This is a genomic window from Burkholderia sp. Bp9140, from assembly GCF_003853425.1.
Classification (GTDB): Bacteria; Pseudomonadota; Gammaproteobacteria; order Burkholderiales; family Burkholderiaceae; genus Burkholderia.
Map to the genome: position 1 here is coordinate 17,589 of NZ_QTPQ01000050.1, position 13,636 is coordinate 31,224.

Annotated in this window: 12 protein-coding genes; 5 read left to right on the forward strand and 7 right to left on the reverse strand. The window is 70.0% G+C overall.

Annotated features, from left to right (window positions below; all coding sequences use genetic code 11):
* Window positions 1-98: 98 nt before the first annotated feature.
* On the forward strand, window positions 99-1,652 hold the full coding sequence (locus DIE21_RS31995; protein ID WP_124501430.1) for a PAS domain-containing sensor histidine kinase: 1,554 nt from the start codon (window positions 99-101) through the stop codon (window positions 1,650-1,652).
* A 62-nt stretch (window positions 1,653-1,714) separates the two neighbouring features.
* On the opposite strand, the gene DIE21_RS32000 is transcribed toward DIE21_RS31995, so the two are convergent.
* From DIE21_RS32000 to DIE21_RS32010, 3 genes are all read right to left on the reverse strand, one after another.
* Entirely contained in the window at window positions 1,715-2,101 is a 387-nt protein-coding gene (locus DIE21_RS32000; protein WP_124501431.1) for a tautomerase family protein, read from the reverse strand.
* Between the two features lie 65 nt (window positions 2,102-2,166).
* A complete protein-coding gene (locus tag DIE21_RS32005) occupies window positions 2,167-2,670 on the reverse strand; it encodes an aromatic-ring-hydroxylating dioxygenase subunit beta (RefSeq protein WP_124501432.1) in 504 nt (167 codons plus the stop codon).
* Window positions 2,667-3,950: a Rieske 2Fe-2S domain-containing protein gene (locus tag DIE21_RS32010; RefSeq protein ID WP_124501433.1), complete on the reverse strand. Its 1,284-nt coding sequence runs from the start codon at window positions 3,948-3,950 to the stop codon at window positions 2,667-2,669. Before DIE21_RS32010 ends, DIE21_RS32005 begins: the two co-directional genes overlap by 4 nt.
* A gap of 139 nt (window positions 3,951-4,089) precedes the next feature.
* Between DIE21_RS32010 and DIE21_RS32015 the strand changes: the two genes are divergently transcribed.
* Window positions 4,090-5,007: a LysR family transcriptional regulator gene (locus DIE21_RS32015; RefSeq protein ID WP_124501434.1), complete on the forward strand. Its 918-nt coding sequence runs from the start codon at window positions 4,090-4,092 to the stop codon at window positions 5,005-5,007.
* A gap of 144 nt (window positions 5,008-5,151) precedes the next feature.
* Here DIE21_RS32015 and DIE21_RS32020 read toward each other — a convergent pair whose 3' ends face one another.
* Both DIE21_RS32020 and DIE21_RS32025 read right to left on the reverse strand, forming a co-directional pair.
* Window positions 5,152-6,132: a PDR/VanB family oxidoreductase gene (locus DIE21_RS32020; protein ID WP_124501435.1), complete on the reverse strand. Its 981-nt coding sequence runs from the start codon at window positions 6,130-6,132 to the stop codon at window positions 5,152-5,154.
* 154 nt (window positions 6,133-6,286) lie between these two features.
* Window positions 6,287-7,684 (reverse strand): MFS transporter, encoded by a 1,398-nt coding sequence (locus DIE21_RS32025; RefSeq protein ID WP_124501436.1) that lies wholly within the window; start codon window positions 7,682-7,684, stop codon window positions 6,287-6,289.
* Between the two features lie 410 nt (window positions 7,685-8,094).
* Here DIE21_RS32025 and DIE21_RS32030 point away from each other — a divergent pair, with 410 nt between their 5' ends.
* On the forward strand, window positions 8,095-9,225 hold the full coding sequence (locus DIE21_RS32030; RefSeq protein WP_124501437.1) for a porin: 1,131 nt from the start codon (window positions 8,095-8,097) through the stop codon (window positions 9,223-9,225).
* 32 nt (window positions 9,226-9,257) lie between these two features.
* Here the strand turns inward: DIE21_RS32030 and DIE21_RS32035 are convergent, their stop codons facing one another.
* Complete coding sequence (locus tag DIE21_RS32035) at window positions 9,258-10,289, reverse strand: LysR family transcriptional regulator (RefSeq protein WP_124501438.1); 1,032 nt, start codon at window positions 10,287-10,289, stop codon at window positions 9,258-9,260.
* On the reverse strand, window positions 10,286-11,260 hold the full coding sequence (locus tag DIE21_RS32040; protein ID WP_124501439.1) for an AraC family transcriptional regulator: 975 nt from the start codon (window positions 11,258-11,260) through the stop codon (window positions 10,286-10,288). Before DIE21_RS32040 ends, DIE21_RS32035 begins: the two co-directional genes overlap by 4 nt.
* Before the next feature lie 149 nt (window positions 11,261-11,409).
* On the opposite strand from DIE21_RS32040, the gene DIE21_RS32045 reads away from it, so the two are divergent.
* Window positions 11,410-12,516, forward strand: a complete 1,107-nt coding sequence (locus tag DIE21_RS32045; RefSeq protein WP_124501440.1) for an NAD/NADP-dependent octopine/nopaline dehydrogenase family protein — start codon at window positions 11,410-11,412, stop codon at window positions 12,514-12,516.
* Window positions 12,513-13,523 (forward strand): 3-hydroxybutyryl-CoA dehydrogenase, encoded by a 1,011-nt coding sequence (locus tag DIE21_RS32050; protein WP_124501441.1) that lies wholly within the window; start codon window positions 12,513-12,515, stop codon window positions 13,521-13,523. The genes DIE21_RS32045 and DIE21_RS32050 overlap by 4 nt, the downstream gene beginning before the upstream one ends.
* The last annotated feature ends 113 nt before the right edge of the window (window positions 13,524-13,636 follow it).

The window sequence follows — 13,636 nt, forward strand, 5'->3', positions numbered from 1 at the left end:
ACGATGCAGCCAGTCTAGAAACGCCGAAAACACGCAGCAATTGGTGCGTAGGGCCGCGTGACTGGTGTCGCTCCGTGCCGGACTAAAGAAATCTTCAGATGCGGGCCGCGCACGCCGGTGCTATGTTGGACATCCGGCCGCGCGACGCCGCGCGCCTTCGACCGAATCCGATCATGAGTTTTCCCGACGAAGACGATTTCCACCGGCTGCTCGACGCGTTGACGACCTGTGTGCTGCTGCACGACGCGCAGACCAGGGCGATCGTGTGGGCGAACCGCGCCGCGTGCATCGCGCTCGGCTTTTCCGTCGAGGAGCTGCTGCCGCTGAAGGCGCCGGACATGACGCGTCCCGAGCCGAAATACCGCCGCGAGATCGCCGTGAGCGCGTGGGATCGCGCGCTCGTCGACGGGCCGCAGGTGTACGAGTGGTGCTACCGGTCGCGCACGGGCGTCGACATGCTGTCGGAAGCGACCGCCACCTACGTGCCGCTGCGCGGGCGCGACGTCGTGATGGTGCAGTTCCGCGACATCAGCGCGGAAGAGGCGGTCCGCCAGCAACTGCGCCGCTACGAGGCGCGGCTGCGCGAGTTCATGCAGGATCTCGACGAAGGCATCGCGGTCGTGACGCCGCACGGCGGCGTGCAGTTCATCAGCGAGTCGGGCCGCCGCGTGCTCGGGCTTGCGCCGGACGAAGCGCTCGGCGAGGTGCTCGACTATTGCAGCGCGGCCGACCGCGACCGGCTCGTCGCGCAGCTGCGCGATGCGCCGTCCGCGTGCCCGTCCGAGCCGCAGCGTTACCGGATCGTGCGGCGCGACGGTTCGACGTGCTGGCTGCGCATCCTGTGCCGGCAGGTCGAGATCGAAGGCGATCTCGACGGGCTGCTCGTGCAGTTTCGCGACGTGAGCGACGAAGTCGCGATCGAGGACGCGCGGCGCGCGGAGGCACGGATGCTCGAATACGCGGGCCGCTACAACGCGATGGGCGAGATGGCGAGCGTGATCGCGCACGAGCTGAGCCAGCCGCTCGCGGCCGTGCGCAACTTCATCGAGGGCGCGGTGCGGCGGCTGAACACGCGCGGCGCCGTCGACGATGCAATCTGGGGGCTGCGCAGCGCGGACCGGCAGGCCGAGCATGCGGCGCTGATCATCAAGAGCGTGCGCGAGTTCATCGTGAAGCGCGAGCCGGTCGTCGCGCTCGCCGACCTGCGCGAGATCCTCGCCGACGTCGCGTACTTCATCGAGCTGCGTGCGAAGGAAGCGGGCGTGACGGTCGCGATCGTGCAGGCCGATGCGCCGCTGCCGATCCGCTGCGAGCGCGTGCTGATCGGGCAGGTGATCCTCAACCTCGCCTTCAACGCGATCGAGGCGTTCGCCGGCTGCGAGCGCGCGCCGTGCACGCTGACGCTCGGGACCGCGAACGTCGGCGGGCAGGCGGAGCTGCGCGCGATCGACAACGGGCCGGGTATCGCCGAAGGCGCGCACGACCGGCTGTTCGACGGCTTCTCGTCGTCGAAGGCCGGCGGCAACGGGATCGGGCTGTCGCTGTGCAAGAGCATCGTCACGCGTCACGGCGGCCGCATCGGCGCGAGCCCGGCCGAAGGCGGCGGGCTCGACTGCCGCGTGACGCTGCCGCTCGCCGGCGTGCAGGCGTAGCCGCTGCGCGGCGTCACGTGCATCGCGTGCGTCACGGCAGGGCGGCGACGCGCGAGGCACGATCAGCGCCCCAGCGCCCGCGCGGTCCGGCCGCCGATCCCGAAGTCGGTGTTCGGGATGTCCTTGATCATCACGCGCGTCGCCTGCACGGGCGCATCGAGCCCGTTCGCGGCAGCGTCGGACAGCGCGGCGATCAGCGCGCGTTTCTGCGCATCGGTGCGGCCGGCGATCAGGATCGCGACGATCACCGGCAGCGACGGCGGCGCGCCGTCGGCGGCCGTGCGCCCGCCGAGGCCGATATGGGTCGCGGGCAATTCGGTGAGCAGCACGCGCACCGATTCGATCGGCGCGCCGATCGCGTCGACGGTCGCGTCGCTGAGCCGCGCGATCAGCTCGGCCTTGCGCGCGTCGTCATGGCCCGCCGGCAGGAAAACTTCGAGTGTGGGCATGGTCGTCCGGAAAGGTGAAGGTGACCGGTTCACCGTTGCGGATTCGGCGGCGAACCGGCGGCCGCTTACAGCAGGAAGCCGATCGCGCTGAGCGCTTCGGTCGAGTCGATCAGGCGCACGACCTTCTCCGCGATCCGCATCTCGCCGTCCGCATCGACGTGCAGCCGGTGCGTGACGTCGGCCGCGAACAGCGTCGCGACGCCGCGCTTGTACGCGACGACGACCTGCGCGGATTTCAGCTCGACGATCCCGGCGCTGCTGCTTTCCAGCGTGAAGCGCGACACGGTGCGCACCGTGCGCGCCGCATCGGACGCCGATGCCGAGTAACCGGACAGCATCCGCTGCACGCGCTTCTCGCGCATGTCACGGTCGTCGAACACGTAGTTCAGCGTCGCCGCGAAGTCGGTCGCATCGGGATCGATCGGCACCACGTAGTGACCGGCCGGGTCCCACAGGTCGAGCCATGCGCGATAGTCGCGGCGGTCGAGCATCTCGGCTTCGCGCCACACGAATTCGACCGCGCGGGCGAAGGTCTGCTCGGAAAAGAGGGCGTTGCGGTCGTCCATCACTGTTGCTCCATCATCTTGCGCCATTGCTGGTAGGCCTCGCGCATGCCGGTCTCGTCGGTCGCATGCGCGGTCTTTTCGCCGTTCGCGGCGGTCGTCTCGCGGTTCAGCCCGCGGTTCACGAGGATCGGCACGTCGGGGCCCGCATGCGCGCCGCGCTGCACGCGCTCCCACGCTTCCGCGTCGTCCGGGCTGCCGAAGCCGAACGGGCCCTGGAAATGCTCGTGGATGCGCAGCCGCTCGCGGTTCGCTTCGTCCGGGCCGCCGTCCATCGCGAGCGCGACGTGACGGATCTCGGTTTCGTTCGCGGAGATCGGCCGCAGCACGCGGAAGAACGCCATCGACAGCGCGAGGTTCGGGAACAGGTTCAGGTTGAAGCCGACGCCCATCAGCGAGCGCACGATGCGGCGCACTGCTTCCGGCGTGTGGCGCTCGGCGAGCTTTGCCGCGAGCGGCGCGAAGCGCTCGGGCAGCGGCGCGCCGTCGTCTGCATCGAGATCGATCAGCTCGGGCATCAGCACCGCGAGGCTGTGGCCGTTGCCGAGCGCGCGGCAGAACGCGTCCTCGCTCGTCATGAAACTCGTGATCGCGGCGGCCGTCTCGTCGTCGATCGACTTCATCCACGACTTGTGCACGACCGGGAAGTGATAGAGGTCCGTCGTGTTCTCGAGCTGGATCTTCCAGTTGCCCTTGAACCTGAACTTGTGCTCGCCGTTCGCCTTGATCGGGTAGCCGGCGCCCTGCTTCATGAACAGGTCGATCCACGGCTTCGCGCCGCCGAGGAAATCCTCGAGCGGTTCGATGGCGTCGTCGAAGCTCGCGAAGATCAGCCCCTGGTACACGCCGACGCGCAGCTTCACGAGCGGCAGGTCGCCCTTCTCGCACACGCCTTCGTAGCCGTCGCCGTACGGCAGCGCGCGCAGCGTGCCGTCGAGCGCGTACGACCAGCTGTGATACGGGCACGTGAAGCCCTTCGCGTTGCCCTTGTGCGTTTCGCACACGGTCGCGCCGCGATGGCGGCAGCGGTTCTGCAGCACGTTGATCTCGCCGGTCTTGTCGCGCACGACGATCACCGGCTGGCGGCCGATCGTCGTCGTGATGAAGTCGCCCGGGTTCGGCAGCTCGCTCTCGTGCGCGACCCAGATCCAGGTGCGGTAGAAGATGCGGTCGAGCTCGGCCTCGAACAGCGCGGGGTCGTGATACATCGCGGGCGCGATGCGGTCGGGCTGCGCGAAGCCGTGCAGCGCGCGGGTGTCGATCGTCTGGTAGGGAATGTCGCTCATCGTCGTCGTGGGGAAAGAGTCGCGAAATCGGGCCGCGCCGTGCGCGGCGTCGGGAGACCAGTCTCGTCTGCTGCTATATATCCGTCAAATTGATCTAAAATTGCTGATCAAATAAATGCGGCAAATGATGGAGGTTACGATGACATCGGTCGATCATCTCGATCTGAACCTGTTGCGGGTGTTCCAGGCGATCGTCGAGGAACGCAGCCTGACCAAGGCCGGCGAGCGGCTCGCGCTGTCGCAGCCGGCCGTCAGCTATTCGCTCGGACGGTTGCGCACGCTGTTCGACGATCCGCTGTTCGTGCGCACGCGCGCGGGGATGCAGCCGACGCCGGTCGCGCTCGAACTCGCGGGGATCGTCGGCAAGGCGCTCGACATGGTGCGCATCGCGCTGCGCTATGCGGAGCGCTTCGATCCGGCGTCGAGCACGCGCACGTTCCGGCTGTCGCTGTCGGACGCGGGCGAGATGGCGTATCTGCCGGCGATCTGCCAGGCGCTGCGCGAGCGCGCGCCGCGCGTGACGCTGAGCGTGCAGCCGCTGCCGGTGGAGGAGATCGAGGAAGCGCTGCGCGCGAGCCGGCTGGACTTCGCGATCGGCAACCTGCCGGAGCTGATGCCGCGCACGCGCCACCAGGTGCTGTTCGAGGAAACCTACGTGTGCATGACGGGCCGCCGGCGCGGGTTGCCGGCCGGCGCGGCGCTGAGCCTCGAGCAGTTCGTGCGCGCCGCGCACGTCAACGTGAAGTCGGTCGAGCACAGTCACCACGCGCTCGACGATGCGTTGCGCGCGCAGGGCGTGGGCCGCAACATCGCGCTCGAAGTGCCGCACTTCGTCGCGCTGCCGAGCGTGCTGTCGGTCACCGATCTCTATGCGACGCTGCCGAAGCGGCTCGCGCGAATCCTGAACCGCGACAATGCGTTCCGGCTGTACGACCTGCCGGTGACGCTGCCGCCCGCGCCGGTCACGATGCACTGGCACGAGCACTTTCACGAGGACGAGGGGATCGCGTGGATGCGCGCGCTGCTTGGCGAGATCGTCGAGCATTTCGACGCGTGACGGCCAGGCGGCGCGCTGCGTAGGGCTCGTGCGTTTCGCCAGCACCGTGCCTGTGCCTCAACCGCCAGTGAAGCGGCGCATCGGTAGATCGGCGCACCGGCTTGCCAGCGCATCAGCGCGGCAACACGTCAGCCCGTCAGCGCATCAGAGATCGAGGACGAGCACCGCCGAACGCGCTCGCGACACGCAGCAGCAGATCACCGTGTTGCTCGCGCGCTCGGCCTTGCTGAGACAGTGGTCGCGATGATCGGGCTCGCCGTCGAGCACCGGCACCATGCAGGTGCCGCACACGCCTTCGCCGCATGACGTATCGACCTCGATGCCGATGCGCGCGAGCGCGTCGACGATCGACGTGTCGGGCGCGACGCGCACCGATTGGCCGCTGCGCCGCAGGCGCACTTCGAAGCCTTCCGCCGGGGCCGCATCCATGGCGGCATCGGCCCCGGCCGGTTCCGCCGCGAAGCGTTCGAGATGAATCGCGTCCTCGGGAATCCGCGTTGCCGCTGCCGCGACGACCGCATCCATGAACGGGCCGGGGCCGCACGTGTATACATGGGCGTGGGCATCGATCGACGCGACGCAGCGGCCGAGTTGTGCCGCCAGCGAGTCGGGCTCGATCCCGTAATGGAATGTCACGTGCGACGCGAACGGTTCGGCCGACAGCTCGTCGACGAAGGCCGCGTGTTCGCGGCTGCGCGCGAAGTAGTGCAACCGGTAGCGCGCGCCGCGCTGCGCGAGCGCATACGCCATCGACAGCAGCGGCGTGATGCCGATCCCGGCCGCGACCAGCACGTGCTCGCTCGCGTCATCCGTCAGACGAAACAGGTTGCGCGGCGCGCCGATCGACAACTCGGCGCCGACGCGCACGTCGTCGTGCAGCGAGCGCGAGCCGCCGCGCGACCGCGCTTCCTTCTTCACCGCGAACAGATAGCTGCCGCGCTCGTCGGGGCGGCCGCACAGCGAGTATTGCCGCGTGACGCCGGACGGCGCGGTGACGTCGATATGGGCGCCCGGCTCGTACGCGTCGAACGGCTGGCCGTCGACGCGCGAGACCCGGAAACAGCGGATGTCCTGCGCCGCGTCGATCAGCGCGTCGATCCGGACCTGGTGGCGGTTCGCTTGCATGGGGTGTTCCGTGGGTGGGGAGAAAACCGGCGCGGCGGATACCGCGCCGTCATGCAAGCGAGAATAGGGAGGGGCATCACATAAATCAAATCGATTAAAAAGCGATATCTGAATCAGCGGGATGGATGATGGTCGGTGGCCCGAGCGTCGCCGGTCAGCGTGCGGCGACCGCGTTGCCGCCGTCGACGGCCGCATTCACCGCCGCCGCCGCAGGGCCGCGCTCGCGGTCGAGACTGCGGCGGTACTGCCGGCATCCGGCGGCCAGCAGCAGCGCGGCGAGCGTGGCCGCCGCGACGTTGACGATCGACATCGAATGGCCGACCGCCGCCGGCGCGCCGAACACGCGATCGGTGAACAGCGCGACGACGGTCGTGCCGATCCCGAGCGCGATCAGGTTCGACACGAGCAGGAACAGCGCGGAGATCTGCGCGCGCATCTGGTTTGGCGCGAGCGTCTGCATCGCGGCGGTCGACGTCGGCATCGGGAACGACGCGAAGAACATCGCGACGACCAGCACCGCGAGCGACGCGGGCAGGCTGTCGAGCTGCGTGAACAGCGTCGCGGGAATCACCATGCACGCGGCGCCGATCGCGCCGGCGCGCATCGGCGCATCGGTGCGGCCGCGGCGCAGCAGCCAGTCGTTGAGCCAGCCGCCGCAGAACACGCCGGCGGTATTCGCGACGAGCAGCACGATGCCGAGCGTATAGCCGGCCTCGACGGCCGTCATCCCGAAGCGGCGGATATAGAACGCGGGCGTCCAGCTCAGCAGGCAGTACAGCGTCATCGCATAGAACGAGAAGCCGAGGTAGTGGCATGCGAAGGTCGCGCGATGCGTGCCGACGAAGCGCAGCGAATCGCGCATCGACACGCGCCGCACGGCGCCCGAGCGGTCCTGCGCGAGCCCCTTGCGCTGCGGGTCGCGCACGGTCGCGGCGAACAGCAGCGCGACGAGAATCCCCGGCAGCCCGACGATCAGGAACGTCACCTGCCACGCATGCACCTGCCCGACGACCGGCAGCGTGAACGCGCTCGCGTGCTTGAGCAGCGCGATCACGTAGCCGCCGATCAGGAACGCGACGCCGCCGCCGATGAACGAGCCGAGCGAATACACGGCGATCGCGCGGCCGAGCTTCTCCTTCGGGAAATAGTCGGCGAGCATCGAATACGCGCCGGGCGACAGCGCGGCCTCGCCGACGCCGACGCCCATCCGCGCGACGAACATCTGCACGAACTGCTGGCTGAGCCCGCATGCGGCGGTCGCGACGCTCCACAGCGCGATGCCGAGCGAGATGATCCGCGGGCGCGCGTAGCGATCGGCGAGGTAGGCGACGGGCAGCCCCATCACCGCGTAGAACAGCGAGAACGCGAAGCCGTTCAGCAGGCTGAACTGCGTGTCGCTCAGGTGCAGGTCGCGCTTGATCGGTTCGATCATCAGGACGAGCACCTGACGATCGACGAACGAAAAGACATACGCGAGCATGCAGATGACGACGACATACCATTCGTACGTATAGCGCTTGCCGTCGGCAGCGCGGGACATGGGTGCGGACATGCGGATTCTCCAGGAGCGGGCGGTGGGGAGGCGCGGCGTGGGCCTCGCGGGCCGGGTGCCGTCGCGGCGCGAAAGCGTGCGGGTGACACGATCGGAGACGCAGCGTAGTCGGCCAAATTCGGCCGCCATAGCCGGAGTGACAGCCGCGCCACACGGACATTTACCGACCCGGATAAAGAAAACACCGAGGCCGTGCGCGCGGGCCGCCGCGCGGCGCACGTGCGGCGGGGCGCGCGCGCATCATGCGGCGCGTCTATAAGCGTTATAGAGCGCATTGCGTCGACGTCCGAAATTGTCGTTCCTAGACTCGGCCCGTTTTTGATCGGCAGCGCTCGCATCCGCAGTCGAACGCGCTTCATGTCAAACGGCGCGATGCCGACGGGCGCCGGAACTTCCACGGGACGACCAAGATGAACCATCCGAACGGGCGGGCCGACCGGCTCGCCGTACCGCTTGCCACGCTGGTTGCGGCGCTCCTGGCATGCGCATCGCTGCCGGCTGTCGCGCAATCGAGCGTGACGCTCTACGGCCGCATCGATACCGCGATCGAATACGCGAACGCCGGGCCGAACCACGTGACCCGCATGGGCAGCGGCAACCTGTGGGCGACGCAGTGGGGGCTGAAGGGCGTCGAGGATCTCGGCGGCGGCTACGCGGCGATCTTCAAGCTCGAGGACGGTTTCAACGCGGCGAGCGGCGCGCTGTCGAACGGCAGCGCGCTGTTCGGCCGCGAGGCGTGGGTCGGCATCACCGGGCCGTTCGGCGGCGTGCAGTTCGGCGAGCTCTACACGATCCTGCACACCACGCTCGTCACGTACAGCCTGCCCGGGCTCGGCGCGGGCCTCGCGTGGGGCAACGCGACCAACAACTTCGTCGGCCCCGCGTTCCTGCGCGTGCGCAACGCGATGCGCTACACGTCGCCGCGCTATGCGGGCTTCATGCTGCGCGCGATGGCCACGCGCGGCACCAACGGCGCGGCCGGCCAGCCGGCGACGCTCGGCGACACATACGGCGCGGGGCTCAACTACGTGCGCGGCGGGTTGTCCGTCGACGTCGACACCATGCAGCAGAAGTTCAGCCCGGTCGCCGCATCGACGCTCGGCGCAGCGAGCACGGCCGCGAACGGCAACTACACGCTCGGCGCGATCTCGTACGACTTCAACGTCGTGAAGATCGCCGCGCTGTACATGCGGCATCGCGGCGGCCCCGACGTCGCGGCCGCGATCGACAGCCAGAGCGCGTATCCGCACAGCGACACGATGGAACTCAGCGCGACGGTGCCGATCGGACGCGCATCGCTGCTGCTGAGCATCGGCCATTACCGGAAGGTCGCCGACAGCGACGGCAACGCCGATTCGTACGGCATCCGCTTCGACTATCCGCTGTCGAAGCGCACGGTGCTGTACACGGGCGCCGCGATGGTGCGCAACGGCGCGCATGCGCGCTTCGTCGTCAATGGCGCGGCGGGCGGCGGCGTCGCGGTCGCCAAGCCCGGTGCGACCGCCAGCTCGATCGTCGCGGGCATCCTCACGGCGTTCTGACCGCCGAGGGTGGCCCATGCCCGCCCGCGCCGCTACGCGCAGGCGGGCGGCTGCGGCGCGAGCCATGCGTCGAACGGCGCCTGCCGGCCGATATCGAACAACTCCAGCAGCAGCGCACGCAGCCAGCGATGGCCGGGGTCCGCGTCGAAGCGCCGGTGCCAGTACGCATTGACGGCCCATTCGCCGGCTCCGGCGATCTCGTACAGCGCGCACGGCTGCCGCGCCGCGAACGTGATCGCGATCGTCTCCGGCAGGATCAGCGCGTAGTCGCCATGTTCGAGCAGCGCCGGCACCACCATGAAATCGGGCAGCGCCGCCCGCACGCGCGGCATCAGTCCGTGCCGCGCCAGCAATTGCATCGACTGCGGATGCGTGGTCACCGCGACGAAGCGCAGCGTGTCCGGCGCGTCGCCGTCCAGCACGAAATCGTCGGGCAGCGCGACGCGCTGCGCGGTGCGGCGCGGCGTCAGCAGCACGCAGCGCTCGTGCAGCAGCGCGGTGCGCTGGAAGTGGCTCGACGCGTCCGCGAAATGCCCGAGCGCGAAGTCGATGCGGCCCGACTCGAGCGCGACGTTGAGCTGGCATTCGTCGACATGCAGTGTCTCGATCACCGCGCCCGGCGCGCGCCGGTCGAATGCCGCGAGCAGCGTCGGCAGGAACGCGCTCGCCGCGAAATCGCTCATGTGCAGCCGGAACACGCGCTGCGTGCTGTCCGGCGCGAAGCGCGAGCCTTCGTCGAGCACGTCCTGCAGGATCGCGAGCGCCTTGTCGACCGAACCCGCGAGCCGCCGCGCGCGCGGTGTCGGCTCGACGCCGGTGCCGGTGCGCACGAACAGCGCGTCGCGGAACATCAGCCGCAATCGGCCGAGCGCGTAGCTGACCGACGGCTGCGTGACGCCGAGCCGCAACGCCGCGCGGCCGACGTGCCGTTCCGTATAGACCGCGCGAAACGTCTTCAACAGGTTCAGGTCGAGGTCCTGCACGCGCAGGCCGTCGGGCGCGTCCGCCTCGTGCGGCGCGGGTTCGTGGCGGGCCGGCGGCCGGCCGGTGGCGGCGTGCGTCATCGTGCTTGTCTCGCGGTGACTGAAGGCGCGTGGCCGTAACGCCGCGCATAGGCCTTCGCGAAATGGCCGAAGCCATGAATGCCGTGCGCGATCAGCACGTCGGTCACGCTGCGTGCGTCGCCGCGTTGCAGCGCGGCGTGCACCGCGGCCAGCCGGCGCTCGCGCACGTAGGCGGCCGGCGTGGTGTTCAGGAACGCGCGAAACGCGTGCTGCAGCGTGCGCGGCGCGACGCCCGCGACGGCCGCCAGTGCAGTGAGCGCGAGCGGTTCGCCCAGGTGCGCGCCGACGTGGTCGCAGGCGCGGCGCACGTGCGCCGGCAGCGGCGGCGTACCGCGCGCCAGCGCGTCGCTGTACGAATGCGGCAGGTGCGTGAGCAGCAGCGACATCAGCCACGCGGTGAGATCGGCGCCGAACGTCGTCGCCGATGCGCCGATGCCCGGCTGCGCGCCGAGCCGGCAAAGGTATTCGAAGGTCGGCGGCACGAGCGCGGCGCCCGCGCCGTTGCCGCCGGCGGCGGGATCGAAGTGCAGCGGCCGCGTGAGCGTCGCGTGCAGCATGTCCTGCAGCTTGCGTTCGAGCGCGCCGCGTTCGAGCCGCAGCACCAGGTTGCGGCAATCGGGGCTCGTGCTCAGGCGGCTTGCGAGGGCGGGCGACGACACGGTCAGCTCGCCCGGCCCGGCGCGCGCAACCCCATGTCCGGCCTGCAGCTCGCACGCGCCCGACAGCGTCAGCCGGAACAGGAAGTGATCGGCATCGTCGCCGAAGTCGATGCGCGTTTCGCGGCCGTAGCAGAGCTCGAGCAGCGCGCCGTGATGCAGCGGCACCTCGTACAGTTCCGCATGAAACGGATCGCGGCCATGCGCGGCCATCCGGTGCGGCCCGAGCCGGTGCGCGACCGCCCGTTCGACTTCGTCGGGCGCATGCAGCGTGCCGAGCCGGTTCGGCGCATGTCGGGAAAGGGCGATATCCATGCGGTGGCCTCGCGTCGGATGGGTTGGCGCGGCGCCGTACGCATCGCCGCGATTGTGTTGCGCGAATGGGCGTGCCGTTGCGCGTTTCGAAGCGACGCGCCGCGCGCCGCCGCGTAGTCTCGGAAACACTCACTCACCGGGAGACAACGATGAAGGTATGTGTACTGGGCGGCGGCCACGGCTGCCATGCGGCCGCGATCGACCTGTTCGAGAAGGGCCACGACGTGACGTGGTGGCGGCGCGACCGCGAACCGCATGCGCGGCTGCGCGAGCTCGGCGCGTTGCACGTGACCGACTATCGCGGCCAGCGCGCGGTGCCGCTCGGCGATGCACCCGGCGCGATCCGCCTGACCGACGATCTCGCGGCCGCGCTGCGCGGTGCGCGGCTCGTCGTGGTGCCGCTGCCGGCCATCTCGCACGACACGCTCGCCGCGCAGGTCGCGCCGCTGCTCGAGGACGGCCAGGTCGTGTTCCTGCCGCCCGGCACGTTCGGCAGCGTCGTGGTCGCGCGCGCGGCGGCCGACGCCGGCAACCGGGCGCGCGTCGCGTTCGCCGAGACGGGCACGCTGCCTTACCTGGTGCGCAAGCACGGCGACAACGCGGTCGTGGTCAGTGCGTATGCGACGCGCCTGCCGACCGGCGTGTTTCCCGCGAACGCGGCCGGCTGGGCGTTCGACGTGCTGCGCGCGGGCTACCCGTCGGTCGAGCCGGTCGAGGACGCGCTGTCCGGCGCGCTGATGAACGCGGGCCCGGTGATCCATCCGCCGCTGATCCTGATGAATGCCGGGCCGCTCGAGCACTTCGACGCGTGGGACATCCACAACGAAGGCACACAACCGTCGATCCGCCGCGTGACGAACGCGCTCGACGCCGAGCGCATCGCGGTGCGCGAGGCGCTCGGCTACCGCGCGCCGCATTTCCCGCTCGCGGACCACTACGCGGCCGACGGCGACGAATGGATGTACGGGCGCGGCGCGCACGGCAAGCTGACCGACAGCGGCGACTGGCGCGAGAAGATCGATTTGCGCACGCATCGCTACATGCTCGAGGACACCCGGCTCGGGCTGTCGTTCATCGTGTCGTGCGGGCGCTGGGCCAACGTGCCGACACCGGTCGCGCAAGGGCTGCTGAGTGTCGCGTCGGCGGTGACCGGCCGCGACCTGTATGCGGAAGGACGCACGCTGGACGGGCTCGGCCTTGCCGACCGGTCGCGCGGCGCGATGCGCGCGCTGCTGGATGCGGGGTACGCCGCATGACGGCCGCCACCGACGTGACGCAGGTGCACGTGCTCGGCGCGGGACGCATGGGGCAGGGGATCGCGCTCGTCTTTGCGTTCGCGGGTCTCTACGTGACGCTGATCGACTTCAAGCCGCGCGACGCGCAGGGATGGCGAGCCTTCGAGAATCGCACGCGCGGCGAGATCCTGCGGCCGCTGCACGCGCAGGTCGCGCTCGGCCGCATCGATGCCGCGCAGGCCGAGGCCGTCGTCGCGCGCATCGCGCTGGTGCCGCGCGACGATGCGGCGGATGCGGTGCGCGACGCCGGCATCGTGTTCGAAGCGCTGCCCGAAGTGCTCGACACGAAGATCGACGCGCTGCGCTGGCTCGGCGCGCATGTCGATGCGCGCGCAACGATGGCGTCGACGACGTCGACCTTCGTCGTCACCGAGTTGCAGCGCCATGTCGAGCATCCCGAACGGATGCTGAACGCGCACTGGCTGAACCCGGCGCTGCTGATGCCGCTCGTCGAGATCAGCCGCAGCGGTGCGACCGATCAGCGGGTCGTCGACACACTGGCCGCGCTGCTCGAACGCGTCGGCAAGAAGCCGGTGATCTGCGGGCCGGCGCCCGGCTATATCGTGCCGCGCATCCAGGCGCTCGCGATGAACGAGGCCGCGCGCATGGTCGAGGAGGGCGTCGCGAGCGCGGAGGACATCGACACGGCGATCCGCACCGGCTTCGGCCCGCGCTTCGCGGTGCTCGGGCTGCTCGAGTTCATCGACTGGGGCGGTTGCGACATCCTGTACTACGCGTCGACGTACCTCGCCGGCGAGATCGGCCCGCGTTTCGCGCCGGCCGACAGCGTCGTGCGCAACACGGAGGCAGGGCGCGACGGCGTGCGCACGGGCGCCGGGTTCCATGACTATGCGCAGGTCGATGTGCCGGCGTACATGCGGCAGCGGCTCGGCGAGTTCGCGCGGCTGCTCGATCATCTGGGGCTGGCGCCGGTGTTCGACAGCGCGCGGCGGGCATCCGGCACGTAGCCGTCGCGGCGCGGGCGCGGGTAGGGGGGCGTGCCGGCGATGCGTAGCGCGTCGCCGCGTCGCCGACCGCCGGCGGCTGCGCATTGTCCGGCCCGCGCGAGCGCGCGCCGCAC